This window comes from Tabrizicola sp. (assembly GCF_016793705.1).
Lineage (GTDB): Bacteria > Pseudomonadota > Alphaproteobacteria > Rhodobacterales > Rhodobacteraceae > Tabrizicola.
The window spans coordinates 1-24,473 of record NZ_JAEULO010000003.1 but is presented as its reverse complement, the minus strand read 5'-3'; the positions used below and the strand labels follow the sequence as shown (position 1 = coordinate 24,473).

26 protein-coding genes are annotated in these 24,473 nt (G+C 66.0%); 15 read left to right on the top strand and 11 right to left on the bottom strand.

What is annotated here, in order from left to right; translation table 11 throughout:
- Positions 1-22: 22 nt before the first annotated feature.
- Together rpsU and JNJ68_RS01155 are read left to right on the top strand one after the other, a co-directional pair.
- Entirely contained in the window at positions 23-229 is a 207-nt protein-coding gene (rpsU, locus tag JNJ68_RS01160) for a 30S ribosomal protein S21 (protein WP_008027119.1), read from the top strand.
- A 245-nt stretch (positions 230-474) separates the two neighbouring features.
- Positions 475-1,062 (top strand): TetR/AcrR family transcriptional regulator, encoded by a 588-nt coding sequence (locus JNJ68_RS01155; protein WP_294977951.1) that lies wholly within the window; start codon positions 475-477, stop codon positions 1,060-1,062.
- On the opposite strand, the gene JNJ68_RS01150 is transcribed toward JNJ68_RS01155, so the two are convergent.
- Positions 1,059-1,523 carry an Lrp/AsnC family transcriptional regulator gene (locus JNJ68_RS01150; RefSeq protein ID WP_294977949.1) on the bottom strand — a complete coding sequence of 155 codons (465 nt, stop codon included), beginning with the start codon at positions 1,521-1,523 and terminating at the stop codon, positions 1,059-1,061. The two genes, JNJ68_RS01155 and JNJ68_RS01150, sit on opposite strands and share 4 nt — an antisense overlap.
- Positions 1,524-1,664: 141 nt before the next feature.
- Here JNJ68_RS01150 and ald point away from each other — a divergent pair, with 141 nt between their 5' ends.
- Both ald and JNJ68_RS01140 read left to right on the top strand, forming a co-directional pair.
- The gene (gene ald, locus JNJ68_RS01145; protein WP_294977946.1) at positions 1,665-2,783 is read left to right on the top strand and encodes an alanine dehydrogenase; all 1,119 of its coding nucleotides are present in this window, start codon (positions 1,665-1,667) and stop codon (positions 2,781-2,783) included.
- A 55-nt stretch (positions 2,784-2,838) separates the two neighbouring features.
- On the top strand, positions 2,839-3,447 hold the full coding sequence (locus JNJ68_RS01140) for a ferric reductase-like transmembrane domain-containing protein (RefSeq protein ID WP_294977944.1): 609 nt from the start codon (positions 2,839-2,841) through the stop codon (positions 3,445-3,447).
- A gap of 49 nt (positions 3,448-3,496) precedes the next feature.
- Here JNJ68_RS01140 and mscL read toward each other — a convergent pair whose 3' ends face one another.
- Together mscL and JNJ68_RS01130 are read right to left on the bottom strand one after the other, a co-directional pair.
- Positions 3,497-3,868 (bottom strand): large conductance mechanosensitive channel protein MscL, encoded by a 372-nt coding sequence (gene mscL, locus JNJ68_RS01135; RefSeq protein ID WP_294977942.1) that lies wholly within the window; start codon positions 3,866-3,868, stop codon positions 3,497-3,499.
- A gap of 175 nt (positions 3,869-4,043) precedes the next feature.
- Positions 4,044-4,988, bottom strand: a complete 945-nt coding sequence (locus tag JNJ68_RS01130) for an L-threonylcarbamoyladenylate synthase (protein ID WP_294977940.1) — start codon at positions 4,986-4,988, stop codon at positions 4,044-4,046.
- Between the two features lie 114 nt (positions 4,989-5,102).
- On the opposite strand from JNJ68_RS01130, the gene JNJ68_RS01125 reads away from it, so the two are divergent.
- Complete coding sequence (locus tag JNJ68_RS01125) at positions 5,103-6,806, top strand: acyl-CoA dehydrogenase (RefSeq protein WP_294977937.1); 1,704 nt, start codon at positions 5,103-5,105, stop codon at positions 6,804-6,806.
- A gap of 317 nt (positions 6,807-7,123) precedes the next feature.
- Here JNJ68_RS01125 and JNJ68_RS01120 read toward each other — a convergent pair whose 3' ends face one another.
- From JNJ68_RS01120 to JNJ68_RS01100, 5 genes are all read right to left on the bottom strand, one after another.
- Entirely contained in the window at positions 7,124-7,765 is a 642-nt protein-coding gene (locus JNJ68_RS01120) for a CDGSH iron-sulfur domain-containing protein (protein ID WP_294977935.1), read from the bottom strand.
- A 165-nt stretch (positions 7,766-7,930) separates the two neighbouring features.
- The gene (locus JNJ68_RS01115; RefSeq protein WP_294977933.1) at positions 7,931-8,107 is read right to left on the bottom strand and encodes a Trm112 family protein; all 177 of its coding nucleotides are present in this window, start codon (positions 8,105-8,107) and stop codon (positions 7,931-7,933) included.
- Entirely contained in the window at positions 8,104-8,745 is a 642-nt protein-coding gene (locus tag JNJ68_RS01110; protein ID WP_294977954.1) for an LON peptidase substrate-binding domain-containing protein, read from the bottom strand. Before JNJ68_RS01110 ends, JNJ68_RS01115 begins: the two co-directional genes overlap by 4 nt.
- Positions 8,746-8,772: 27 nt before the next feature.
- Positions 8,773-9,675: a thioredoxin gene (gene trxA / locus JNJ68_RS01105; protein WP_294977931.1), complete on the bottom strand. Its 903-nt coding sequence runs from the start codon at positions 9,673-9,675 to the stop codon at positions 8,773-8,775.
- Positions 9,676-9,735: 60 nt separating this feature from the next.
- Positions 9,736-10,272, bottom strand: coding sequence for a DNA-3-methyladenine glycosylase I (locus JNJ68_RS01100; protein ID WP_294977928.1), 537 nt, complete (start codon positions 10,270-10,272; stop codon positions 9,736-9,738).
- Positions 10,273-10,401: 129 nt separating this feature from the next.
- On the opposite strand from JNJ68_RS01100, the gene JNJ68_RS01095 reads away from it, so the two are divergent.
- The 5 genes from JNJ68_RS01095 to JNJ68_RS01075 all read left to right on the top strand — a co-directional run bounded on the left by JNJ68_RS01095 (position 10,402) and on the right by JNJ68_RS01075 (position 15,616).
- A complete protein-coding gene (locus JNJ68_RS01095; RefSeq protein ID WP_294977926.1) occupies positions 10,402-11,256 on the top strand; it encodes an EAL domain-containing protein in 855 nt (284 codons plus the stop codon).
- A 243-nt stretch (positions 11,257-11,499) separates the two neighbouring features.
- Positions 11,500-12,672, top strand: a complete 1,173-nt coding sequence (locus JNJ68_RS01090; protein WP_294977924.1) for an acetyl-CoA C-acetyltransferase — start codon at positions 11,500-11,502, stop codon at positions 12,670-12,672.
- Between the two features lie 134 nt (positions 12,673-12,806).
- Positions 12,807-13,529 (top strand): acetoacetyl-CoA reductase, encoded by a 723-nt coding sequence (gene phbB / locus JNJ68_RS01085; protein ID WP_294977921.1) that lies wholly within the window; start codon positions 12,807-12,809, stop codon positions 13,527-13,529.
- 183 nt (positions 13,530-13,712) lie between these two features.
- Positions 13,713-14,750, top strand: coding sequence for a sugar-transfer associated ATP-grasp domain-containing protein (locus JNJ68_RS01080; RefSeq protein WP_294977918.1), 1,038 nt, complete (start codon positions 13,713-13,715; stop codon positions 14,748-14,750).
- Positions 14,747-15,616 carry an EamA family transporter gene (locus tag JNJ68_RS01075; protein WP_294977915.1) on the top strand — a complete coding sequence of 290 codons (870 nt, stop codon included), beginning with the start codon at positions 14,747-14,749 and terminating at the stop codon, positions 15,614-15,616. Before JNJ68_RS01080 ends, JNJ68_RS01075 begins: the two co-directional genes overlap by 4 nt.
- Here JNJ68_RS01075 and JNJ68_RS01070 read toward each other — a convergent pair.
- The 3 genes from JNJ68_RS01070 to JNJ68_RS01060 form a co-directional block, all read right to left on the bottom strand.
- Entirely contained in the window at positions 15,613-15,780 is a 168-nt protein-coding gene (locus JNJ68_RS01070; protein ID WP_294977912.1) for a DUF465 domain-containing protein, read from the bottom strand. The two genes, JNJ68_RS01075 and JNJ68_RS01070, sit on opposite strands and share 4 nt — an antisense overlap.
- Before the next feature lie 96 nt (positions 15,781-15,876).
- A complete protein-coding gene (locus tag JNJ68_RS01065) occupies positions 15,877-16,635 on the bottom strand; it encodes a methyltransferase (protein WP_294977910.1) in 759 nt (252 codons plus the stop codon).
- Positions 16,635-16,850 carry a DUF2007 domain-containing protein gene (locus JNJ68_RS01060; protein WP_294977907.1) on the bottom strand — a complete coding sequence of 72 codons (216 nt, stop codon included), beginning with the start codon at positions 16,848-16,850 and terminating at the stop codon, positions 16,635-16,637. Before JNJ68_RS01060 ends, JNJ68_RS01065 begins: the two co-directional genes overlap by 1 nt.
- 42 nt (positions 16,851-16,892) lie before the next feature.
- Between JNJ68_RS01060 and JNJ68_RS01055 the strand changes: the two genes are divergently transcribed.
- The 5 genes from JNJ68_RS01055 to JNJ68_RS01035 all read left to right on the top strand — a co-directional run.
- Positions 16,893-17,918, top strand: coding sequence for a polyprenyl synthetase family protein (locus JNJ68_RS01055; protein ID WP_294977904.1), 1,026 nt, complete (start codon positions 16,893-16,895; stop codon positions 17,916-17,918).
- 264 nt (positions 17,919-18,182) lie between these two features.
- Positions 18,183-19,016, top strand: coding sequence for an FHA domain-containing protein (locus JNJ68_RS01050; RefSeq protein ID WP_294977902.1), 834 nt, complete (start codon positions 18,183-18,185; stop codon positions 19,014-19,016).
- Entirely contained in the window at positions 18,997-20,055 is a 1,059-nt protein-coding gene (locus JNJ68_RS01045) for a protein phosphatase 2C domain-containing protein (protein ID WP_294977899.1), read from the top strand. Before JNJ68_RS01050 ends, JNJ68_RS01045 begins: the two co-directional genes overlap by 20 nt.
- Before the next feature lie 3 nt (positions 20,056-20,058).
- Entirely contained in the window at positions 20,059-22,401 is a 2,343-nt protein-coding gene (locus JNJ68_RS01040) for a hypothetical protein (protein ID WP_294977896.1), read from the top strand.
- A 154-nt stretch (positions 22,402-22,555) separates the two neighbouring features.
- The coding region (locus tag JNJ68_RS01035) for a dynamin family protein (RefSeq protein WP_294977894.1) at positions 22,556-24,473 on the top strand (1,918 nt) is incomplete at its 3' end.

Sequence of the window (24,473 nt, the reverse complement as noted above, 5' to 3'; positions counted from 1 at the left end):
TTAGGAAGGTGGTGACAACCACATGCAGGTCAGCGTCCGCGACAACAACGTCGAACAGGCTCTCCGTGCTCTGAAGAAGAAACTTCAGCGTGAAGGGGTGTTTCGGGAAATGAAGCTCAAGCAGCATTTCGAGAAGCCCTCGGTCAAGAAGGCACGCGAACAGGCCGAAGCGGTCCGCCGTGCAAGGAAACTTGCCCGGAAGAAGCTTCAGCGCGAAGGCGGTCTCTAAGACGTCCAGCGACTCTGGGGAAGCGATTCCCGCCCGATCAACCCCCGCGCCCCTGGCCGGGGGTTTTTCATTGGCCGACAGAGAGCCGCCGACAACTGCGGATTGTATGGCAACTTTGTGGCGGCACCGTGTTTCAACTTGGGCGGGCATCAACAATCTATTTCCATTTTTTGCCATATTTTCCAGTTCTCGCCCGCGGTCGGCGGCCCTAAGCCTTGGGCATTGGATCGAACCTCTTGGACGCCATGATCGAGCTTCGCAAACAGCCCCGCCAGGATCGCTCCCGCGCAAAGGTGGACGGGATTCTTGCCGCTGCCGCCGACCTCTGCTCGGGTCGCGGGCTGGACGCGCTGACCACGAATGCGGTTGCGGCGCGGGCCGGGGTGTCGATCGGGTCGCTGTACCAGTACTTCCCCGGCAAGGCCGCGCTTCTGGCTGCGCTGATCCGGGCCGAGCGTGCGAATTTGCTGGAGGCCGTGGAACGCATCGTCAGCTCGGACGCTGCCCAGAGCCTTACGCATCTGGTTGACGAGCTGATCGAGGCAACGGTCGCGCATTACCTTGCCCGGCCCTCGCTGTCGCGCACGCTGAACCTCGCCCGCAGTCAGCTGCCGCCGGATCCCGAGGCTGCCGAGTTCTCCACCCGCATCACCGTCCTGATTGCCGCACGCCTGAACCAACTGAAGATCTCGCGCCCGGAGACCACGGCGCAGGATGTGCTGGCCATCCTGCGCGGGATGATCGACGCGGCCAGCGAGGCGCATGAGGCGGACCGCGCCGCGTTGACCGACCGCACCCGTCGCGCGGTGCTGGGATATCTGCAAGCCGCCTAGACCGCCAGAGCCGTCGTCTTCACCACCGTCCGCAGCGCGAAGCTGGACTGCATCTGCCGGACCCCCGGCAGGCGCGACAGGAACTGGCGGTGGATGCGGGCGAAGTCCTCGGTATCCTCGGCCATCAGCTTCAGCAGATAGTCCGCCGTCCCCGCCATCAGGTGACATTCGAGAAGGTCCGGCACCTTGGCCACCTCGCGCTCGAAGGCGTCGAGCAGATCCTCCGCCTGGCTTTGCAGGGTGATCTCGACGAAGACCGTGGTCATCCGCCCCATCCGCCGGGCGTCCAGCAGGGCGACATAGCCGGCGATATACCCCTCCTCCTCCAGCCGCTGCACCCGGCGGTGGCAGGCAGAGGGAGACAGGTTCACCACCTCCGACAGCTCGGCATTGGTGATCCGACCGTTCTTCTGCAAGACGGTCAGGATGCGGCGGTCGGTGGAGTCAAGGTCGAGGGTCATGGAAGATTCTGCGGTCAAGTGAGACTTTCCCGAAAGAACCTACGCAAGAATGCTGCCCCGGCCAACGAGAATTCAAAGCATCTTCAACAAATCGGATCAGGATTGCGCCCACAGGGGCCTGAGCGCCCAAGGGAGAGACACATGAAAATCGGATGCCCGAAAGAAATCAAGCCGCAGGAATTCCGCGTGGGGATGACCCCGGACGCCGCACGCGAAGCCGTCAACAACGGCCATGAGGTGATCATCGAGACCAAGGCCGGGCTTGGCGCTGGCTTCGCGGATGCCGACTATGTCGCCGCCGGGGCCAAAATCGTCGACACGGCGGAAGAGGTCTTCGCCAAGGCCGACATGATCGTCAAGGTCAAGGAACCCCAGGCCGTCGAACGCAAGCGCCTGCGCCCCGGCCAGGTGCTGTTCACCTATCTGCACCTCGCCCCCGACCCGGAGCAGACCAGGGACCTGCTCGCCTCGGGTGCGACCTGCATCGCCTATGAAACCGTGACCGATGACCGGGGCGGGTTGCCGCTGCTGGCACCGATGTCCGAAGTCGCGGGTCGTCTTGCGCCGCAGGTCGGCGCCTGGACCTTGCAGAAGGCCAATGGCGGTCGCGGTGTCCTGCTGGGCGGCGTGCCGGGCGTGTCGCCTGCCAAGGTGCTGGTGATCGGCGGCGGCGTCGTCGGGACCCATGCTGCCAAGGTTGCCGCCGGGATGGGCGCGGATGTCACCGTGCTTGACCGTTCCATCAACCGGCTGCGCTATCTGGACGACGTGTTCGGCGGCCAGTTCAAGAACGCCTATGCCAGCGCCGGGAACACCATCGCGCTCGCCCGCGAGGCCGACCTGATCATCGGCGCGGTGCTGATCCCCGGCGCTGCGGCCCCGAAGCTGATCAGCCGCGCGCAGCTGAAAGAACTGAAGCCGGGTGCGGCGCTGGTCGACGTCGCCATCGACCAGGGCGGCTGCTTCGAGACCTCGCGCGCCACCACGCATCAGGACCCGATCTACGAAGTCGACGGGATCATGCATTACTGCGTGGCAAACATGCCGGGCGCCGTGGCCCGCACCTCGACCCAGGCGCTTGGCAATGCGACGATGCCCTTCATGCTGGCGCTTGCGAACAAGGGCTGGAAGAAGGCCTGTGCCGATGACAAGCACCTTCTGGCCGGGCTGAACGTCCATGCGGGCAAGCTGACCTATGAAGCCGTCGGCGTGGCGCTGGGGCTGCCGGTCATTTCGGCAGCGGAAGCCCTGAAGATCTGAAACGACGGAAACGCCGCGCTGCGGCGTATATGGGGCACCAGACAACAGGTGCCCCATGAAATTTCCCGGCTACAAGCCTTCGACCCTTGCGCTTTGGGTCGTCCTTTCCTTGCCCGCCCTGACCATGATCGGCCCGCTTCTGGGCGATGACGACCGAGCCTTCCACCGCCTTCTGCACCCCAGCGGCGAATGGGCCGCGCGCTTCATGATCATCGGCATGATGGCCTCGGGCCTGATGCTTCTGTTCAAGGGCCGCCACTGGCCGCGCTGGCTGATGCACCACCGTCGCGACATCGAGGTCGCGGCCTTCGTCTATGCCGCCCTTCACACCCTCGTCTACGTCATCGACCGCGGCACGCTGGACCGCGTGATCGAGGCCTTGCCGCAGACCGATATCTGGACCGGCTGGCTCGCCATGGTTCTCTTCGTTCCGCTGGCCGTTACCTCGAACAACGCCGCGCAACGCTGGCTGCACAGCGGCTGGAAGACCCTGCAACGGCTGGCCTATCCCGCCGCAGTGCTGGTGCTGATCCACTGGGCCGCCCTGCACGACTGGGGCAGTTGGCCCCCCGCGGCCGTCCACTTCGGCCCGCTCATCGCGCTCTGGGCCTATCGGTTGTGGTACTGGTATCTGCGTCCGCGCGATCCGCTTGCCGTGGCCTGAAATGGAAAAGGCCCGCAGCCTGCGGGCCTTTCCTCGCATTTCCGGAGGCTTACTTCTTCTTCAGCTCGGCGAGAATGTCCTTCAGCAGATCATTGTCCGAGGGGCCAGCCGGGGCGGCGGGAGCCTCTTCCTTCTTCGGCATCATCCGGTTGACCGCTTTCACGATCAGGAAGACGACCCAGGCCACGATCAGGAACTTGATGACCGCGGTGATGAAGTTGCCGATGGCGAACTTGGCGTCGCCGATCGAGAAGCCCCAGGACGAGAAATCGATGCCGCCGATGATCATGCCGATCAGCGGCTGGATCAGGTCATCGACCAGCGAGGTTACGATTGCGGTGAAGGCCGCGCCGATGATGATACCCACGGCGAGGTCGAGCACATTGCCCTTTGCAATGAAGGCCTTGAATTCGTTAAGCATCTCACGGTTCCCTTTGTCTGCCCTGCCTTGATCGGCAAGCTTTCCGATTGCTTGGGCTCTCTGGCCCGCCAAAACTATCGCACAGGTTTCAGGAAGGCAGAACGGGGAAATTTCATCAAAAAGCCACAATTCAGGCCTGGGCCGCACCAAACCAACAGGCGACCCGGCCAGAGTTTCAGGTGCGCGGAGCCGCTGCCCTCTGCAACCTGTCGTTGATCGCGCGGCCCAGACCTTTCTCGGGCACCGGGGCAAAGGCGATCCGCCCGCGGGGACCCGCCATCCGGTCGGCCTCACGCAGGGTCTGGAACAGCCGCGCCGCCGCCTCGATCAGATCGCCGGTCTCGGACAGGGTAAGCGCGCCCTTCACCGCCCCGAACCCCACCAGAACCTCCCCTGCACGGGCCTCGGCCGCGTTCAGCCGCAGCAGGGCCTCGGGCGCGTAATGCGAGACGAGCTGCCCTGGAGAGGTCGGCTTGTCCGCGTCGCCACCCGTTCCCACCGCTTCGCCCAGCACCGCCTCCAGCGCTTCGACCGGCACCCCGCCGGGCCGCAGGAGCACCGGCTCGGGGTCGGCCAGCACGATGGTCGATTCCAGACCCACCGCACAGGCGCCACCGTCCAGCACCGCCGCGATCCGGCCCGACAGGCCCTCAAGCGCATGCTTCGCCCGGGTTGGCGACACCCGGCCCGATGGGTTGGCCGAGGGCGCGGCGAGCGGCCCACCAAAGGCGCGAAGCAGCCGCTGCGCCAGAGGATGCGCCGGGACGCGAACGGCCACCGTTTCCAGCCCCGCCGTGACCAGCGGCGAAATCCCCGCGCCCTCGCGCAGGGGCAGCACCAGCGTCAGCGGCCCCGGCCAGAAGGCCTGCGCCAGTACCAGCGCCTTGGGGCCGACCTCAGCGATCCTTTCCACCGCCGCCAGATCGGGCAGGTGGACGATCAGCGGGTTGAAGCTTGGCCGCCCCTTGGCCTCGTAGATCCCAGCAACGGCTGGATCAGACCGCGCATCGCCGCCGAGGCCGTAGACCGTCTCGGTCGGAAAGGCGACGAGTTCGCCCGCCACCAGCAGACGCGCGGCCTCGGCGATCCCTTCGGCATCAGGGGAAAGGGTGGCGGTCATGGTGCTCTGACGCAGCGTCCGGCTTGAAGGAAAACGCGAAAACGGTAGCGTTCGCCTGGGCGTCCATACGGCAGCCCCCCGCATTTGCCAAGCAGACTTCGGAAGGAACCACCCATGCCCTACCGCGCCCCGGTCAAGGATATCCGCTTCATCCTGGATCATGTGGTGGGCTTCGCCGAGGTCGCCGCCACGCCCCGCTTCGCCGAGGCCACCCCCGACCTGGCCGAGGCGATCCTGACCGAGGCCGGACGCCTGTCGACCGACATTCTCGCGCCGCTGAACAAGACCGCCGACCAGCACCCCGCACGGCTGGAGAATGGCGCCGTCGTCTCCTCCCCCGGTTTCGCCGAGGGCTACCGGGCGATTGCCGAGGGCGGCTGGGTCGGCATGGCCGCCAGTCCGGCGCATGGCGGGATGGGGCTGCCGATCTCATTGGCGCTGGGGGTCGACGACATGATGTCGGGGGCCTGCTTGGCGTTGCAGCTGAAGCCGCTTCTTTCCAAGGGTCAGATCGAGGCGTTGGAGCATCATGCCAGCGACGAAATCAAGGCGCTCTACCTGCCGAAGCTCACCTCCGGCGAATGGTCGGGCACGATGAACCTGACAGAGCCGCAGGCGGGTTCCGACGTGGGGGCCTTGCGGACGAAGGCGGTGCCGAATGGCGACGGGAGCTATGCGATCACCGGGCAGAAGATCTTCATCACCTGGGGCGACAGCGACATCACGGCCAACGTCTGCCACCTGGTCCTCGCCCGGCTGCCCGACGGGGGTGAGGGGACGAAGGGGATCAGCCTCTTCATGGTGCCGAAATTCATTCCCGATGCGGAGGGTCGGCTGGGGGACCGCAATTCCCTGCGGGTGGTCAGCCTGGAGCACAAGCTGGGCATCCACGGCAGCCCGACCTGCGTGATGGAGTTCGACGGCGCGACGGGCTGGCTGGTGGGCGCGCCGCACAAGGGCATGGCGGCCATGTTCACGATGATGAACAACGCCCGCCTCTCGGTTGCCGCGCAGGGCGTGGGGGTGGCCGAGGCCGCCCTCCAGCACGCGCTCGCCTATGCGATGGACCGCAAGCAGGGGGCGACGCCGGTCGATGGCGGCGGGGCGATCGTCGACCACGCCGATGTCCGCCGGATGCTGGCGGCCATGCGGGCCGAGGTCTTCGCCGCCCGTTCCATCGCGCTGTCCTGCGCTATCGCCATCGACATGACCACGGCCACCGGCAGCCCCGACTGGCAGGCCCGCGCGGCGCTGCTGACCCCCATCGCCAAGGCCTACGGCACCGACACCGCCTGCGAGGTGGCGAGCCTGGGGGTGCAGGTCCACGGCGGCATGGGGTTCATCGAGGAAACCGGCGCGGCGCAGTTCCTGCGCGATGCCCGCATCCTGCCGATCTACGAGGGGACCAATGGCATCCAGGCGATGGATCTGGTCGGTCGCAAGATGGCGGACGGGGGCGAGGCGGCGTTCCGGCTGATCGACGAGGTCCAGCGCGGGGCCGAGGCAGCGCGCGAGGGGCATCCCGATCTCGCGGGCGAGGTCTGGTCTGCGGCCGAGGCGCTGCGCGAGGCGACCGAGGCGCTGGTCGCGATGGCCCTGAACGATCGTTTCGCCGGGGCGGTGCCCTACTTGCGGGCCTTTGCGCGGGTTCTGGGGGCTGATGCCCATCTGAAGGCGATGCAGGCCGATCCGGGGCGGGAGGCCCTGGCAAGGGTGATGATCCGGCGGCTGTTGCCCGAGCATGGGGCGCTGCTGGCACAGGTCCGGGAAGGGGTGGCGGGCTTGTATGCGGTGGGGGCCGGGGAGCTGGCGGCCTGATCGGCCCACGGTGGACGGACCCGGTATTCATCATATTTTTCAAAGACATGATCGTTGGCATTAAGGATTTGGAAACCTTTGCCCGAGGGCTGCTCGTCGGTGACTTCGTCCCTCCTCGCGAAGGCCTCCGGCGGGGATATTTGGGCAAAGATGAAAGGCGAGTCGAGGGCTCGGGGCGGGCCGGGCGCAACATGCGGCCTGAACCAGTCACGGCGGCATGTCGTGCCTCCGGCGGGGATATTTGGGCCAGTATGAAAGCCATGTCGGGGCGCCTTCCTCTTCCGACGAGAAGACGAAGTCGCACGAGGAGGCGCGGTTCAGTCCGCCGCGAAGCCCGCCGCCTTGTGGCTGCCATCGCAGTAGGGCTTGTTCTTCGACTCGCCGCAGCGGCAAAGCCAGCTGCGCGTGACCTTGTTCACCGTCCGACCGGTGCCCGAGACGATTTCCAGATTACCCGTCACCAGCAGCGGTCCGTTCGGTTGCGGCTGAAGATCGAGCGGGCCGGAGCGGACCTCCAGCGCCGCGAACTCTTTCGCCACCGGCTCGCCCGTCGCCTGGAAACCCGCCGCCACATGCGCGCCATCGCAGAAGGGCTTGTTCTGCGACTGGCCGCAGCGGCACAGCGTGGCCCGGGGAGTTGCCTGCGGTTCGCCCCGCAGCAGAAGCTCGGCCTCGATGGCAAGCGGGCCATTCTCGCGAACGCGCAGGGTATTCACTACCGGCGGGGTATCGGAACTTGCCGAGCCGTCATTGTGCGAGACCCGAATAGCGCCCGACGGGCAGGCGAGCGCCACATGCATCACCACCTCGGCGCTGGCGGCGTCGGGGTGGATCCAGTCCCCCTTGACGTTCGGCACGAAAACCTCGGGGTGGCCGAGGACGCACATGCGGGAATGGATGCAGCGGTGGCCGTCGAAGCGGATGGTGACCTCGCGGCCTGTGACGATTTCCTCGGTCATGGGTGGCTCCGTTCGGGTGAGTGCGCAAAGGAAAGCCGGGAATCGGAAAGAGGGCAAGCGTTTGCGACTGTGCCGGGCGATCCTATCCCCGCTGCGAGGGGGAGGGCGCGCGGGATGGGAACGGTGTTCGAGGTGTTCGAGAGGGGAGTCGGGGTGAATCCCGACCTACTCCAGTTCGCGCGCTTCGCTGACCAGCATGACCGGGATGCCGTCGCGGATCGGGAAGGCCAGATGGGCCGCTTTCGAGATCAGCTCCTGTCGTTCCGCATCATAGGTCAGGACGGCATGGGTCACCGGGCAGACCAGGGCTTCCAGCATCCGGCGGTCGGCGGGGTCGCTCATTGCAGGATCTCCTCTTCCCCGCTGCCGCGGAGCGCGAATTCGATGAGGGTGACAAGGGTCTCGCGCCGGGTTTCCAGCGTGGGCGCCTCCAGGAGCGCCTGCTTGTCCTCGGGCGAGAAGGGGCAGAGCATGGAGAGCGAGTTGACCAGAAGCTCGGTCTCGGCGTCTTTCAGGCCCTTCCAGTCGGTCGAGAGGTTCAGCCGGGTGAAGTAGCGGCCCAAAAGCGCCATGAACTCCTGCCGCCGGAAGCCAGGGTCCTCCTCGGCGGGGCCGAGGTCGCGGGCGAAGGGGGCCCAGTCCACCAGGCAGCGGCGGTAGGGGGTGAAGCCCTGCACCTCTTCGCGCACGCGGTAGCGCGAGATGCCGGAGAGGGTGACCATGTAGCGTCCGTCCTCGGTTTCCGAAAACCCGGTCAGCCGCCCGGCGCAGCCGATGGCTTGCAGGCGTTTTTCGCCGGCGGGGGTTTCGCGCGGCTGGATCATGCCGATCAGGCGGTGGCTGGTCTTCAGGCAATCCTCGACCATCGCCAGATAGCGCGGCTCGAAGATATGCAGGGGCAGTCGCGCCCGGGGCAGCACGAGCGCACCCGGCAGGGGGAAGACCGGAAGGATCTCCGGCAGGTCGGCGGCGGTGATCATGGGCATGAGGGTAGCCCGCGTCAGGGATCAGGCAAATATCATCGACGAGAGGCGGCGGCGACCGGCGAGGACGATCGGGTCCTGCGGTTTCAACGCCTCGAAGATGGTGAAGAGCTGGGTCTTGGCGGCGCCGTCGTTCCATTCGCGGTCGCGGCGGAAGAGTTCGAGGAGTTCGTCGACGGCTTCCTTCGGGTTCCCGGCAGCGAGGAGCGCAGCGGCGAGGTCGAAGCGGGCCTGGTGGTCGCCGGGGTTCGCCTGAACGGCGGCGCGGAGTTCAGCTTCCGGCCCGGCATTGGCGGCCTGCTTCGCGAGTTCGAGCTGGGCGCGGACGGCGTCGAGGTCCTTGGACTTCGCGATGGCCGCAGGGGCAGCGGCGATCAGGCTTTCGGCCTGGTCGAGGTTCGCCAGCGCCAGTTGCGCGCGGACGAGGCCGCCATAGGCGGCGGCGTTCTCGGGCTCCTCCTCAAGGATCGCGGCGAAGGTTTCGGCGGCATCGCTGGCCGCGCCTTCGGTCAGCATGTCCTCGGCGGCCTGGATCGCCTCGGCGAGGCCCCCGTCCCCGGCCAGCGCCGAGACGCGCTCGACGAAGGCCTTCAGTTCCGAGGCAGGCACGGCGCCCTGGAAGCCGTCGACCGGCTGGCCCTGCCAGAAGGCGTAGACGGTGGGAATCGACTGGATGCGCAGTTGCGCGGCGATACGCTGGTTCTTGTCGACATCGACCTTGGCCATGCGGACCTTGCCGCCCGCGGCGGTGACGGCGGATTCGAGCATCGGGCCGAGCGTCTTGCAGGGGCCGCACCAGGTGGCCCAGAAGTCGACGATGACCGGCACCTCGCGGCTGGTCTCGATGACATCGGCCATGAAGCTGGCCTCGGTCACGTCCTTGATCAGATCGGCGGTGGCTTGCGGCGTTTCGCCCAGTCCCAGCATGGCGGACTCCTGTCGGATGTTTGCCCCTATATGGCCGGGCGCAAGCGAAAGGCCAAGGGGTCAGCCCCAGCGGCAGGCGGCGAGATGGTCGTTGACCATGCCGGAGGCCTGCATGAAGGCATAGGTGATGGTGGGGCCGACGAAATTGAAGCCCTCGCGTTTCAGGGCCTTCGACATGGCCTGCGACTGCGGGGTCTGCGCCGGGACGTCGGCGAGGGTCTGCGGGCGCGGGGCGGGCGGCGGGGCGAAGGACCAGAGGAAGGGCGAGAAGCCTTCGCGCGCCTCGATCCGCAGGAAGGCCTGCGCGCCGCGGATCGTGCCCGCGATCTTGCCGCGGTGGCGGACGATGCCGGGATCTTGCAGGAGGCGCTCGATCTCGGGCTCGCCCCAGCTGGCGATCACGGCGGGGTCGAAGCCGTGGAAGGCGGCGCGGAACCGCTCGCGCTTGCGCAGGATGGTGATCCAGGCGAGGCCAGCCTGGAAGCTTTCGAGGGCAAGCAGCTCGAACAGGCGTCGCGGGTCGCGTTCGGGGCGGCCCCATTCGTCGTCGTGATAGGCGGTGTACAAGGGATCGGTGCCGCACCAGGGGCAACGCATCGAATTGTCGGCATTTTCCATGACGGGACCTGTGGGGCAGAGGGGGGAACAAAATGCGAATGTTGACCTTCCGTTTACCCTTGCCGGTCTAGGCTGTCGACAGTCAACTGCGCCGACCGGGGGTTTCGCATGGGCTATCTGAAGGAACCGAAGTCGTCGAAGTTCGACCGTGACCCGGCGCTGGCCAGCCCGCTGGCGGCGGCGATCTCGGTGCAGGACCGCGAGACGCTGGCGATGGTCGCCTCGGCCTTGCAGGACCGGCGGATGCGGCTGGCGTTCCAGCCGGTCGTCTATGCTGCGGACCCCTCGGTGATCGGTTTCTTCGAGGGCTTTATCCGGCTTCTGAACCTGCGTGACCAGGTGATCCCGGCGCGGGATTTCGTCGCCGCGGTGGAAGAGCGGCAGCTGGGGCGCGAGATCGACTGCGCGGCCTTGCAGCTGGGGCTGATGGCGATGCAGCGCAACCCGCAGATCCGGGTCTCGGTAAATATGTCGGCGCGCTCGGTCGGCTATCGCCCCTGGATCGACATCCTGCGTCGCGCCTTGCAGGACTCGCCGAAGCTGGGGGCGAATCTGATCCTGGAGATCAACGAGGCCTCGGCGCTTCAGGTGCCCGATGTGCTGAAGCCCTTCATGGCCGACATGCGCGAACACGGGATCGTCTTTGCACTGGACGATTTCGGCGCCGGGATGACCTCGCTTCGTCTGCTGAAGGATCTGGGGTTCGAGATTGCCAAGATCGACGGCAGCCTGGTGAAACATGTGGACCGGCAGCCCGAGGCTCAGTCTGTCGCCCGGGCCGCTATCGCCATGGCGCAGGAACTGGGAATGTACGTCGTTGCCGAGGCGGTCGAAACCGAGGGAGAGGCGAACTGGTTTCGCGATGCGGGCGCCGGCTGCTTGCAGGGCTACCTCTTCGGCCCGCCGACCGTGACCCCTGATTTCCGGGCCTTCCGGCACGGAAGACCGAATGCCATGGGCTGAACCGGCCGCATCGGCGCGCCGCGGCGGTGGATGGCGTCTGCGTGGCAATCTGCGTGTCCCCGTCGGAGGATGCCCTGCGTCCACCGAAGGACGGTCGCTTCGTGCGACAGGTCAGCCCGGGAATGTCCACGTGACGCCAACATTCTTGCACTCGCAGCAAGATGCCCTTAGGGCTGCTACATGCGGCGCGAGCCCTTCGTGCCACAGCCTTGCAGCATGGGCGCACAGGGAGAGGATCAGACCATGACCAATGTCGTAATCGTGTCGGCGGGCCGCACCGCCGTGGGCAGTTTCAACGGCTCGTTCGCCAATACCCCGGCGCATGATCTGGGCGCGGCGGTGATCGAGGCGGTCGTCGCCCGCGCAGGGATCGACAAGGCAGAGGTCGAGGAAACGATCCTGGGTCAGGTTCTGACCGCCGGTCAGGGTCAGAACCCGGCACGACAGGCGCATATCAAGGCGGGGCTCCCGAAAGAGGGCAGCGCCTGGTCGCTGAACCAGGTCTGCGGCTCCGGTCTGCGGGCTGTGGCTCTTGGCGCGCAGCATGTGCAGCTGGGCGACGCTCGGATCGTCGTCGCGGGCGGACAGGAAAGCATGAGCCTCTCGCCGCATGTCGCGCATCTGCGCGCCGGGCAGAAGATGGGCGACCTGAACTTCATCGATTCGATGATCAAGGACGGGCTCTGGGACGCCTTCAACGGCTATCACATGGGCCAGACGGCTGAGAACGTCGCGAACCAGTGGCAGATCAGCCGCGACATGCAGGACGAATTCGCGCTGGCCAGCCAGAACAAGGCCGAAGCCGCGCAAAAGGCCGGCAAGTTCAAGGATGAGATCATTCCGTTCACGGTGAAGACCCGCAAGGGCGACACGGTGGTGGATGCCGACGAATACATCCGCCACGGCGCGACGATGGAGGCGATGACCAAGTTGCGTCCGGCCTTCGTCAAGGACGGTTCGGTCACGGCGGCGAATGCCAGCGGCATCAACGATGGCGCGGCGGCGGTGGTGCTGATGACCGAGGAAGAGGCCGCCAAGCGCGGGCTGACCCCGCTGGCGCGGATCGCCAGCTACGCGACTGCGGGATTGGACCCGTCGATCATGGGCGTCGGGCCGATCCATGCCAGCCGCAAGGCGCTTGCCAAAGCGGGCTGGAAGGTCGGCGACCTCGACCTCGTCGAAGCGAACGAGGCCTTCGCGGCGCAGGCCTGCGCGGTGAACAAGGACATGGGCTGGGATCCGTCCGTCGTGAACGTGAACGGCGGCGCCATCGCCATCGGCCACCCGATCGGTGCCTCGGGTGCCCGCATCCTGAACACGCTTCTGTTCGAGATGGGCCGCCGTGGGGCGAAGAAGGGGCTGGCGACGCTCTGCATCGGCGGGGGCATGGGTGTGGCCATGTGCCTGGAGCGGTGATCCATCGGTGCGTGCCAGCACGCACCCCACACCGATCTGCAAATCGGGCGCGCAATAATGTTGCGCGCCCGATTTCATTTCGGTAACAGGATTTCAATGGGATAGGCTGAACTACCTTAAGGAGGAGAATCACGATGGCACGGGTTGCATTGGTCACGGGCGGGTCGCGCGGCATTGGCGCGGCGATCTCGGTCGCGCTGAAGGCGGCAGGCTACAAGGTCGCGGCAAACTATGCCGGCAACGACGAGGCGGCAGCGGCCTTCACCAAGGAGACGGGAATCAAGACCTACAAATGGTCAGTCACGGATTATGACGCCTGTGCCGCCGGAGCTGCTCAGGTCGAAGCGGACCTGGGGCCGATCGACATCGTCGTCGCCAACGCCGGGATCACCCGCGACGCGCCGTTCCACAAGATGACACGCGACCAGTGGCACCAGGTCATCGACACCAACCTGACCGGCGTGTTCAACACCGTGCATCCGGTGTGGAACGGGATGCGCGACCGCAAGTTTGGCCGTGTGATCGTAATCTCCTCGATCAATGGCCAGAAGGGCCAGTTCGCGCAGGTGAACTATGCGGCAACCAAGGCCGGCGACCTCGGAATCGTGAAAAGCCTGGCGCAGGAAGGCGCGCGCGCCGGGATCACCGCGAACGCCATCTGCCCCGGCTATATCGCCACCGAAATGGTGATGGCGGTCCCTGAAAAGGTCCGGGAGTCGATCATCGCACAGATTCCCGCAGGTCGCCTTGGCGAGCCGCAGGAGATTGCGCGCTGCGTCGCGTTCCTGGCGTCGGACGAGGCCGGGTTCATCACCGGATCCACCATCAGCGCGAACGGAGGGCAGTTCTTCGTCTGATCCCTTGTCAGGGGTGAGTGTCGGACGATACAGCTTGGCCGGCCGCTTCCTGGCCGATGGAAGACCCGATTGTCCGATGCTCGCCCCATTCTTGTCGTTCGCACACCGAAGCCGCGATTCGATGTGGCGGCTGCGGTCGTGCGCACCTCGCGTCTGACAGGACGATCTGCGGCCAAGGTGGGGATGGATGTCATCCGGAGGCTGTCCGGAGACCAGAAGCTGACCATCGACGAGTATTTCGTCCAGGGCGCCTGGCTTGGTGACAGGGAAGAGAGGGCCGCCTATGTCGGCGCCAAGGCCAATCAGCGGCTGAACAGATCGCTTACCACGGTCGGAGCGGACGATCAGACGCTGCTGATGACCGACAAGTATCTGACAGGACTTATCCTGAAGGCCAGCGGCTTTCCCGCTCCGGATCTCAAGGCGGTCTATGCCGCGTTCGCCTGCTTCGGATCGGCTCCGACCTTGCGGACCGCCGGGGTGTTGGCATCCTGGCTGGAGTCCTCGGGAGAGCTTCCGGCCTTCGCCAAGCCGGTGGACGGGACGATGTCGCTGGGTTCGGTCCCGTTGATCCCTGCCGGGCCCGGAGAGGTGGACATTGGCGGCCGCGCGGTTCCGGTGGCGGCCCTGGCGCAGGAGGTCGCGCGTCAGTTTCCGCGCGGCTGGCTGATCCAGGAGCAGCTGCGCCAGCCTCCGGAAATCGAGGCTTTGATCGGTCCGGGGATCGGCACTGTCCGGTTGGTGACATTGTGGGAGGCCGACGGCCCCGAGGTCCTTTACGCCGTGTGGCGGCACCCGGCCCCGGGAACCTGGGTCGATGCAGCCATCTACGGCAAGCCGAACATCGGATGCGCGCTGGATGCCGAAGGGCGGGTCACGATGGCCCGGCTTGGCGACCTGTTCACGGGAAAGGACATCACCAACAGCCTGGTGACGCCGGACCTTCCCCTGGTGGGCCAGCAGCTGCCGCAATGGAGCGAGATCGTGGAGATCGGTCGGGCGGCGCACAGGCTGTTTCCTGGCCATGCGCTGATCGGCTGGGACTTTGCCATGACCCTGCGCGGACCCGTGATCAGCGAGGTCAATGCAAATCCCCTGCATATGTCCTATCAGCGATCCTTTCGCCGCGGCTTCCTTCATCAGGATCATCGCACTCGGCTGGATGCCGCACGGGTGCTGATGCAGGACCGCTGCAAGGCAAGGCGGACCGGCAGTCAATGACCAGAGGACGGGCAACGCTGATCGGCTTTTCGGCCGTTCTGATGTGGTCGCTTCTGGCGCTGTTCACCATTGGCAGCGCGCCGGTGCCACCCTTGCTGTTGAACGCGATATGCTTCGGGATCGGAGGCCTGATCGGGTTGATCTGGACGGCGCGGCAGGGGTTCGGGGTGCTGCGCGGGGTAAGCTGGAAGGTCTACGCCTTCGGGACCATCGGCCTCTTCGGCTATCACTTCCTGTATTTCACCGCCTTCCGGCTGTCGCCCACGGCAGAGACCGGGCTGATCGCCTATCTCTGGCCGCTGTTCATCGTGCTGATGTCGGGCCTGCTGCCGGGCGAACGGTTGCGGGCGCAGCATGTGGCGGGCGCGCTGATCGCCTTTGTCGGAGCGGCGGTGATCGTGCTGGGGCGGGGCGGAGAGGGCTCGGGTTCCGCGTTGGGGATGGCACTGGCCTTCCTTTGCGCGCTGACCTGGGCGGGCTATTCGATCCTGTCACGGCGGCTGGGCGCGGTGCCGACGGAAAGCGTCACGGTCTATTGCCTGGCGACGGCAGTCCTGTCGGCCGTCAGCCACCGGGCGCTGGAGGAAACGGTCTGGCCAGAAGGGCCGATGGGCTGGGCGGCGGTGCTGGCGCTGGGGATCGGGCCAGTCGGCGCGGCGTTCTTCACCTGGGACATCGGGATGAAGCGCGGCGACATCCAGCTTCTGGGCGTCGCAAGCTATGCGGCGCCGCTATTGTCGACGCTGGCGCTGGTTCTGGCCGGGATCGCCAAGCCGACCTGGACCATCGCCCTGGCCGCGGTGCTGATCACCGGGGGTGCGGCGCTGGCCGCACGGGCCAGCGCCGGAAAACGTCAGATTTCCTAGCTCGTGCTCAGGCGGGCAATCTCCTCCTTGATGCGCAGTTTCTGCTTTTTCAGATCGGCGATCTGCAGGTCATCCGTTCCGGGGCTGCGCTGAGCGAGTTCAACCATCTCCGAGAGAGTCTCGTGCTTCTTGCGCAGTTCCGCCAGATGCGATGCGATCGTCATGGTCATCCTCCTCGGTTGTTCACGCCCCGAGTGCAGCACGAAACCCGAGTCGTGTCATCACCTGTTACGGTCATGTGACAGAATGATCCGGCAAATTCAGCGGAGCAGTGCCAGCAGGTCGGCACCTTCGCGCAGGACGGCATTGGCCTGCAGTGTATAGCTTTCGCGGTCGCCGTCATGGGCCGGGCCCTGGTGGATGACGAAGGGGGCGAGCAGGCGGAAAGGGGCGCGTCCGCCCTTGCGGGCCTGGACGATGACGCGCAGCGCGGGTCGGCCTTCGCGCGCGGCCAAGGGCAGGACGGCGGCGGAGCCGAGCTTCGGGGCGAGAGCGGCCAGCACCTGCGGCAGTCCGTCCGATCCGCAGATCAGGGTCATCCAGCCGCCGGGGCGCAGGCGACGGGCGGCGGCGGCCACCCAGTCGGAAAGCGGTGTTTCAACCTGCATCGCCCGCGACCGCGCTGCCACCGGGGAAGCGCTGCCGCCTGAATGATAATATGGGGGATTTGCGATGACATGGTCGAAATCGCGACGAAGGGCCGAAGGCATCCGGGAAATGTCGCCCTCCTCGACCTCGACTGCGATCCGGTTCCGTTCGGCGTTGCGACGGGCAAGCTCGGCATAGGCGGGTTGCAGCTCCAGCCCCGCCAGGCCCAGGCCGGGCACGCGATGCCCCAGACACAGCACCGCCGCCCCTGCCCCGCAGCCAATGTCCAGCACAGTGTCTCCCGGCTTTGCCGGACAAGCCGCCGCGAGCAGGACCGGATCGGTGGCAGCGCGATAGCCCTTGAGAGGTTGCAGAAGACGCAGGCGACCGCAGAGGAACTTGTCGTCGGTCAGCTCGGTCTCGGCGAACATCACGGGGCCAGCGGCACATCGTTGTCGCGCATAATGGCGGTGGCGCGGAAGTGATCCTGGTCGGCCACCATCAGCCGCCGGGGCAGGATGCCGATGCTGCCATCGAGGACGCTCATGTGGACGTCCAGCGGAAAGGCCGCTATACCCTCGCCCTCAAGAAGGACGGTGGCAAAGGCGATCACGGTGGGGTCGGTCGTGCGCAGAAGCTCCTTCATGGATTCGGGTTACTCCCGCCCGGCAGGCGGGGCAAGGGCGGCATGAACGGCATGGACGGAGCGGGCGAGAGCGCGGTGGAGAAGGTCACGACGCCGCAGGACAGGTTGACCTCTGTGCTGGCCGATGACATGGCGGCGGTGAACCGGCTGATCCGGCAGCGCATGGCCAGCGAACATGCCCCGCGCATCCCGGAAGTCACCGCGCATCTGGTCGAGGCCGGGGGCAAGCGGTTGCGGCCCCTCTTGACGCTCGCTGCGGCGCGGATGCTGGGCTATGTGGGCGAGGACCATGTGAAGCTGGCGGCGACGGTGGAGTTCATCCACACCGCGACCCTGCTGCATGACGACGTGGTCGACGAAAGCCAGCGCCGCCGCGGGCGACCGACGGCGAACCTTCTGTGGGACAACAAGTCCTCGGTGCTGGTCGGGGATTACCTGTTCGCGCGCAGTTTCCAGCTGATGGTCGAGACGGGAAGCCTGCGGGTGCTGGACATCCTGGCGAATGCCTCGGCCACCATCGCCGAGGGCGAGGTGCTGCAACTGACTGCCGCGCAGGACCTGGCGACGGATGAAGCGGTCTACCTTCAGGTGATCCGCGGCAAGACGGCCGCGCTTTTCGCGGCGGCGACCGAGTCGGGTGGGGTGATCGCGGGGGCGGAGGAAGGCGAAATCAAGGCGCTGCGCGATTATGGCGATGCGCTGGGAATTGCCTTCCAGATTGTCGACGACATGCTGGATTACGGCGGTTCGGACGCAGTGATCGGCAAGAATACCGGCGATGATTTTCGCGAAAGGAAACTGACGCTGCCTTTGATCAAGGCTGTTGCCAAGGCGAGCCCGGAAGAGCGCGCCTTCTGGGTGCGCGTGATCGAGAAGGGCGCCCAGAGCGACGGCGATCTGGCACAGGCGATGGTGATTCTCCAGCGGCATGACACAATATCTGCCTGCCGTCAGGATGCCTTGGCCTGGGTTGCCCGCGCCAGAGCGGCGCTTGACAACCTGCCCGTGCATCCACTTCGAGAAATTCTTTCTGAGCTTGCAGGCTTCGTGGTAAGCCGCGTATCCTGATCTTTCGCGATCCGCGAAATGACCGAATTAGGATCATTTTTTGGACAAAGTTTTCCAATAACACACTCGGTCAATAGGGCGGTACGTCGAAGGCTGTGCCTGTCCAGACAATGTGCTTGCGGTCGATGGCTGACAGGTTCGGGTGCGGTGGCGTGGCGGGTGCGTTGGGCCCTGGGGAACGGAGCCGGACCTGTTGAGGTCCTGGTAACCCGATCCGGGTGAAGATGGATGGACCCGGGCCTGACCCGGGACGGAGTGCGGCAGATGAAATTCTTCGACTGGCTTTTTCGGCGGCAGGCGAAACCGGCGCGTGGGGCGCGGTTCGACGGCAGCGAGGCCGAACAGATCGAGGCGACCAAGGCGGCGATCGAGACGGTCGCCCGGGGCAATGGCCCCGCCGCCGGACGCTTTCCGAAACTGTCCGATGGCGCGCCCGAGGTGCTGACCCGGACCGAGAACAGCGCGGTGGTGGCGAAGGAAGGCCCGGCGCCCGTCGTCAACATCTGGGAGATGGAAGAGGAGCCGGAAGCATCGGCCCCGGCCCCGGTGCCGACCCCTGCCCGCGAGATTGCGGCCGATGCCGGCGCCCGGCGGCGCGCAACCCGGACCAAGACCAGGGTGCTCGGGTTCGAGCCCCAGCCCGCAGCCGTGGTGCCTCTGTTCGACGAAGGCAGGATGGACGAGTCGATCGAGCCTGGCGACAAGGCCGGGGTGGTGATGTATCCCACCGGCTGGCTGGTGATCAAATCCGGCCCGGGGCGGGGCGCGGCCTTCCCGGTGATGCGCGGCATTTCGCAGATCGGCCGCGGCTCGGACCAGACCATCGCGCTCGACTTCGGCGACATGGCGATCTCGCGGCAGAACCACGCCGCCATTGCCTATGACCCGATGACGCACCAGTTCCATGTCGGCCATGGCGGCAAGTCGAACCTGGTGCGGCTGAACGGCAAGCCGCTCCTGTCGACAGCGGTGGCGGGCGATGGCGATGAGATTCAGATCGGAGAGACCACCCTGGTGTTGAAAGTGTTGTGTAATGCCGACTTCAATTGGTCGGCGGTGGACTCCGAGGGAGACGCGGATGATATGGCGATCGCGTGAGCCGCGCTATGACGTCGCCTCGGGCATCAGCCAGGGCGCGCGCGACTATCAGGAGGATGCGATCACCGCCGACTTCCCCGTCGGGGCCGAGGCCGGATTCGTGGTGCTTGCCGACGGGATGGGCGGACATGCGGCAGGCGACGTCGCCTCGAAGATCGTCCTGACCGAGGTTTTCAGCGAGCTGAAGTTCCATTTCGCCGATGTGGTCGCTTTCGAGACACGGGCGCCGGAGATCTTGCGCAATGTCGCGGACCTGGCGAACGAGACCCTGCGCCAGCACACCCGCAGCCACCCGGAAACCGACGGGATGGGGGCAACGCTGGTGGTGCCCGCGCTGGTGGAGAACCGGCTTTGGTGGATCTCGATCGGCGACTCGCCGCTGTTCCTCTTTCGCAATGGCAGGCTGAGCCAGCTGAACGAAGATCATTCGATGGCGCCGCAGATCGACTTCATGGTGAAGTCCGGCCTGATGGACCCGCAGGTCGCAGCCAATCACCCGGATCGCAACTGCCTGATCTCGGTGCTGATGGGCACGCGGATTCCGAAGATCGACTGCCCGGCGAAACCTTTCGAGCTGCTGGCGGGTGACATCGTGGTCTGCTCCTCCGACGGCTTGCAGTTCCTGACCAACGCCCAGATCGAGAAGGTGCTGGCAAAATACCGCAAGACCCGCTCGACCGAGATTGCCGAGCGTCTGCTGGACGAGCTCGCCCGGCTGGACGATCCCGACCAGGACAATATCAGCTTCACCGTGATCAAGGTCAACGATGCCTCGGTCCGCCCGAGAGGAGAGCGCCCGCGTGGTCCGTCGATGGCGGTGGCCCGGCCGCGCCGCCTGACCACGGTGGCGCCCGACCATGTGGTGCTGCCGATTGCGAAGCCGGCCCCGGTGGCAGTCGCGGTTCCGGGCGCCGATCCGGCGCTCGCGCGGACCCCGCGCCCGCCGGTCAGGGCGGTGCAAGAAAGCAACCCTGCACAAGCGGTAGAGGATTTGTCGGCAGTAAGGTTGCGGCCAAGGCGAGTCACCGTCATAAAGTAAGACATGGCAGATCCGGACGGAGAACTGACAGTCGCCCAGCGGCTCGGCCGCGCACTTGACCGGGGACTCTTGCCTGCCGGCGGCCCTGCGGAAGCCGCCGAACGTCTGATCGAACGGCTGGAGCGTCCGGCCCGGGTTGCCTTGCTTGGCCTGCCGGGGTCGGGCAAATCATCGATCCTGAACCTGTTGGTGGGCAGCATCGTCGTACCCGAGACGCTGCGGCTGCCGACGATCATCGTCCAGCACGGCGACGTGTCGCGGATGGTCTGTACCCTGACCGACGGCACGACCAGGATCCTGCCCGGCCATGACCTTGCCGAGGTCCTGCCGCTGGCCCCCGCGCTGGTGACGTTGGAGATGGACCTGCCCGCCCTGAAGGTGATCAGCCTGCTGGAGGTCTCTGCCGGGCCGATGGAAGCCGAGCAGAAGCGCGCCGCGACCTGGGCCAGCAAGCGGGCGGATATCGTGATCTGGTGCTCGACCTCCTACCTGCCGAAGGAGCAGGCGGTGTGGGAAAGCCTGCCGGATTCGGTCAAGGACAACAGCTTCATGTTCCTGACCAAGGTCGATCTTCTGGGCAGCCGCGAGTCGGCCGTGGCGATGCACGACCGGGTGGAGCTGCGCGCGGGCGAGGAGTTCCGTCAGATCCTGTCGATCTCGGCCAAGCAGGCGCGGACAGCAATGCCGACGGGGGGCGCGGTGAACCGTGAGCTGTTCCGCGACAGCGGAGCCTCGGCGGTGATCGCGGCGATCAAGACGCGCGTCCAGTCCGGGCGGCGGGCCGACATGGACACCGCCGAGCTTCTGCTGGCGCGGCATGTCGAGGCGAGCGAGCTGGTCGCCCGCCGCTTTGCCGAGCCGGGTGAAGAGGCCGAAGTGTCAAGGGCCTGGACGCCGCCGCCGGAGCCGGAGGCCGAGGTTGCCACCGCAGGGGATACGCCGCTCGCGGCGGATGGCAGGCCCCCCGAAACGGTGGAGGCGGAGGCGGAGTCCGAAGGAGCGGTGGAGCCCGAAGCGGCGGAAGCGGAAGAGGTCGCGGAGGAAGCGACCGAAGACGTCGCGGAAGCGGCGACGCCCCCAGAACCGGAAGCCCCTGCGCCGGTTGAAACCCCGGAGCCGGAACCCGCAGCGGAGCCGGCCTCGCGTCGGAGGTTTGCCGACCGGATCAAGCGCGTGGCGACCGAGGGCGATGCGGCGGCCGCGCCGATGGTGCCGCTGAAATCAACCTGGAAGTCGAAGGCCGAGGTAGAGGCTGCGCCGGAACCGGAACCGGAACCTCCGCGCGTCGCGCGACCGAGCGAGCCTGCGCGGCGCCCGCGCACCCAGGCCCAGCCGGTTGCCGGGGAGGCCGACGATCTGGCGCGCACGGTGGCCAATGTGGTCTCGTCGCCGGACATGGCCTCGCCGGATGCCGAAGCCCCCGAGCCTGACCCGGAGCCCCAACCCGAAGCCGAACCGCGTGAGCGGCGACCGCGCGCTGTCACCCCGCGACCGGCGCGCGCAGAAGCCGAACCCGCCCGGACCGCGCGTCCGCAGCTTTTCGGCGGTCGCCGCCCGGCACCGGGCGGCGAGCCCCTGCCTGACCTATCGTCCCTGCGGGCGACGCCGGAGGAGATTGCCGCCTCGGCCGAGGCGCGCGAGCAGGAACTGGAGGAAGAACCGGACGATCCGACGACCGAGGAGGATTGGACCGAACCGGAGGCGGTGGAAACCGAGGCAGAGGCGCCCATGGCCGAACCGGCGGTTTCCCGGCCTGATCGCAGTGCCCGGCCGGTCGACCGCGCAAGCATCCCAGTAGAACCGCCGCCACGCACCGATCCGATACCGCGTGCGACGCCGGTGACACGCTCGAAATCCTACGAGCCGGTGGCCGCCCGGCCCGCAGCGGACGAGTTTTCGCCCCGGTCGATCATGATGCGCGACCGGCGGGTGGAGCCGGAAACGCCCGCCCCGCGCCGGGAACGCGCGCGGATCACCGCCCGCGCCCAACCCGCCGCCGCCGCACCCGTGCCCGCCGCGCCGGTGTCGGGCAGCGAGCAGGCGCTTGTGGATGAGGCGATCAGTCTGATTCTCTCAAGGTCGGCAGCACTGGAGCGCGAGATCGACCCCGACTCGAAGGTACCGGTCGATCTGGTCCTTGATCACACAAGGGAAACCGGTGAACTTATACAATCGGTGGTTGCAATAGCTCAATCCGAACCGCTGCGCCGAATCAACAGCGACCTCGGCGAGGTGATGGACCTTATCCTGTTGATGCAATTGGAAAGAGGCCATGCACCCGCTGATGATGCCCTCACGTTGATCTTACAACTTCGACGCGAATTGGAAACATTGCGCGTGGTGTGACATCATTGTGAGCGTAGAATCGTCAAGAATGTGCCCAATTGGGACCACTTTCCAAACTTATGACATCATTGCGGGGGCTTGTGTCTTTGACCGCTCGACTTAGATACCGCGGACGAGCGATCGGACGAAGCGATCCCGCAAGTGTGAGGTGATCATGGGACTGGGTGCCGTAGCAGAACACCAGGACGCGCCGGAAGACGTGGCCGTCCAGGAACCGGATGTCGCGCTGAAGCGCAACTTCCCGGGGCTGGGGCGCATTGCCGATGCGATCACCCAGTTCGAGGACGTGCTGCGCGATTTCGTCACCATGGCCGATCCGGACACGGCGAAGAAAGTCACCCGGATCATGAGCCAGGTCCGCGAGGTCGAACCCTCGGTCACGGTGATCGGCCAAATCAAGGCGGGCAAGACCTCGCTTCTGAACGCGATGATCGGGGCGCCTGGGCTTCTGCCCACCGACGTGAACCCCTGGACCTCGGTCGTCACCTCGCTGCACATCAACACGCCCTCGCCCGAGCTGAACGTGAAGGCGAAGTTCAAGTTCTTCGACAACGCCGAATGGGAAAAGCTGGTCTCGAACGGCGGGCGGATCGGCCAGCTGGCGGCCCGCGCCGGAGCGGATGACGAGCTTGAGAAGCTGCGCCTGCAGGTGGTGCAGATGCGCGAGAAGGCGCAGGCGCGTCTGGGCCGCAAGTTCGAAATGCTTCTGGGAACCGAGCATCGCTACGGTACGGTGGATGACGCGTTGCTGCGTCGCTATGTCTGCGTCGGCGACGAGGAGGCGGGCGGGGCCGAACAGGGCCGCTTCACCGATATCACCAAGTCGGCCGACCTCTATATCGAGCGCGAGGATTTCCCGGTCATGCTGTGCGTGCGCGACACGCCCGGCGTGAACGACACCTTCATGATGCGCGAGCAGATCACGATCAACGCCGTGCGTGACAGCCGGTCCTGTATCGTGGTCCTGTCCGCCCATCAGGCGCTGACGACGATGGACATGGCGCTGATCCGCCTGATTGCGCACCGCCAGTCCCGCGAGATCATCATCTTCGTCAACCGGATCGACGAGTTGCCGGACCCCGCAAACCAGGTGCCGGAGATTCACCGCGCGATCCTGGAGACGCTGGAAAAGAACAACGCCCCGCCGGACATCGACATCATCTACGGCTCGGCCCACTGGGCGAATGCGGTCTTGGAAGGCAAGATCGACGAGATGACCGATGACAGCACCGAATCGGCCATCAACTGGACCCGGGCTGCCTTTGCCGACAAGATGAACACCTGGTCGGCCGAGCAGCTTGTCTGGCATGCGTCCGGCGTGCCCGCGCTTCTGGATGCCCTGGGTCAGCGGATGTATGAAGGCCCGGTGCATGAGGCGCTGCAGAAATCCGCGCGTCAGGCGTTGAACCTGGCGCAGAGCCTTGACGTGGTCGATCAGGTCCGGATCCTGGAATCTGACGGCCAGTTGAACCGGACGATGACGACCCAACAGCTCGACGTCGAGCTGAAGCGCGTCGAGACCGCCGCAATCGAGAAACTCACGCATCTCTCGGACGTGGCCTGCAAGGATTTCACCAACCGGATCGACCAGAGCTATGAGCGGTTCCTTGAGCGGGCGACCAATAGCCTGATCGAGCACCTTCAGGCCAACGGCGAAGATGCGACCTGGCATTACAGCCCGCTTGGTCTGCGGATGCTGCTGAGTTCTTCCTATCAGGTCGTGCTGAAGAAGATGCACGCCATTGCCGCCGAGGTGAACAACGAAGCGGCTGCAAAGATTGCCGACCTCTACGGCCAGACATTTTCGATCACTGTCGAGGGCTTCAAGATCGAGACGCCGGTTGTCTCGTATATTCCGCCGCCGATCAATCTTGGCCAGACGATCGCGCTGGACTTGCAGGTCAGCTGGTGGAAGGGCTGGTGGCAACGCCGGCGGGGCTACAAGGCCTTTGCCCAGGACTTCTACAATCTGATCCGGGCCGAAACCGACCCGATCATCAATGATCTGAAGACGATTCAGATCGGCCTGTTCCGCGAGCGGACACAGGATACATTGCGCGACTTCCTCCAGG

Bases quoted from the DNA above. Each gene is read 5' to 3' on its own strand.
- rpsU (WP_008027119.1), top strand. From the start codon at position 23: ATGCAGGTCAGCGTCCGCGACAACAACGTCGAACAGGCTCTCCGTGCT.
- JNJ68_RS01155 (WP_294977951.1), top strand. From the start codon at position 475: ATGATCGAGCTTCGCAAACAGCCCCGCCAGGATCGCTCCCGCGCAAAG.
- JNJ68_RS01150 (WP_294977949.1), bottom strand. From the start codon at position 1,523: ATGACCCTCGACCTTGACTCCACCGACCGCCGCATCCTGACCGTCTTG.
- ald (WP_294977946.1), top strand. From the start codon at position 1,665: ATGAAAATCGGATGCCCGAAAGAAATCAAGCCGCAGGAATTCCGCGTG.
- JNJ68_RS01140 (WP_294977944.1), top strand. From the start codon at position 2,839: ATGAAATTTCCCGGCTACAAGCCTTCGACCCTTGCGCTTTGGGTCGTC.
- mscL (WP_294977942.1), bottom strand. From the start codon at position 3,868: ATGCTTAACGAATTCAAGGCCTTCATTGCAAAGGGCAATGTGCTCGAC.
- JNJ68_RS01130 (WP_294977940.1), bottom strand. From the start codon at position 4,988: ATGACCGCCACCCTTTCCCCTGATGCCGAAGGGATCGCCGAGGCCGCG.
- JNJ68_RS01125 (WP_294977937.1), top strand. From the start codon at position 5,103: ATGCCCTACCGCGCCCCGGTCAAGGATATCCGCTTCATCCTGGATCAT.
- JNJ68_RS01120 (WP_294977935.1), bottom strand. From the start codon at position 7,765: ATGACCGAGGAAATCGTCACAGGCCGCGAGGTCACCATCCGCTTCGAC.
- JNJ68_RS01115 (WP_294977933.1), bottom strand. From the start codon at position 8,107: ATGAGCGACCCCGCCGACCGCCGGATGCTGGAAGCCCTGGTCTGCCCG.
- JNJ68_RS01110 (WP_294977954.1), bottom strand. From the start codon at position 8,745: ATGATCACCGCCGCCGACCTGCCGGAGATCCTTCCGGTCTTCCCCCTG.
- trxA (WP_294977931.1), bottom strand. From the start codon at position 9,675: ATGCTGGGACTGGGCGAAACGCCGCAAGCCACCGCCGATCTGATCAAG.
- JNJ68_RS01100 (WP_294977928.1), bottom strand. From the start codon at position 10,272: ATGCGTTGCCCCTGGTGCGGCACCGATCCCTTGTACACCGCCTATCAC.
- JNJ68_RS01095 (WP_294977926.1), top strand. From the start codon at position 10,402: ATGGGCTATCTGAAGGAACCGAAGTCGTCGAAGTTCGACCGTGACCCG.
- JNJ68_RS01090 (WP_294977924.1), top strand. From the start codon at position 11,500: ATGACCAATGTCGTAATCGTGTCGGCGGGCCGCACCGCCGTGGGCAGT.
- phbB (WP_294977921.1), top strand. From the start codon at position 12,807: ATGGCACGGGTTGCATTGGTCACGGGCGGGTCGCGCGGCATTGGCGCG.
- JNJ68_RS01080 (WP_294977918.1), top strand. From the start codon at position 13,713: ATGGATGTCATCCGGAGGCTGTCCGGAGACCAGAAGCTGACCATCGAC.
- JNJ68_RS01075 (WP_294977915.1), top strand. From the start codon at position 14,747: ATGACCAGAGGACGGGCAACGCTGATCGGCTTTTCGGCCGTTCTGATG.
- JNJ68_RS01070 (WP_294977912.1), bottom strand. From the start codon at position 15,780: ATGACGATCGCATCGCATCTGGCGGAACTGCGCAAGAAGCACGAGACT.
- JNJ68_RS01065 (WP_294977910.1), bottom strand. From the start codon at position 16,635: ATGTTCGCCGAGACCGAGCTGACCGACGACAAGTTCCTCTGCGGTCGC.
- JNJ68_RS01060 (WP_294977907.1), bottom strand. From the start codon at position 16,850: ATGAAGGAGCTTCTGCGCACGACCGACCCCACCGTGATCGCCTTTGCC.
- JNJ68_RS01055 (WP_294977904.1), top strand. From the start codon at position 16,893: ATGAACGGCATGGACGGAGCGGGCGAGAGCGCGGTGGAGAAGGTCACG.
- JNJ68_RS01050 (WP_294977902.1), top strand. From the start codon at position 18,183: ATGAAATTCTTCGACTGGCTTTTTCGGCGGCAGGCGAAACCGGCGCGT.
- JNJ68_RS01045 (WP_294977899.1), top strand. From the start codon at position 18,997: ATGATATGGCGATCGCGTGAGCCGCGCTATGACGTCGCCTCGGGCATC.
- JNJ68_RS01040 (WP_294977896.1), top strand. From the start codon at position 20,059: ATGGCAGATCCGGACGGAGAACTGACAGTCGCCCAGCGGCTCGGCCGC.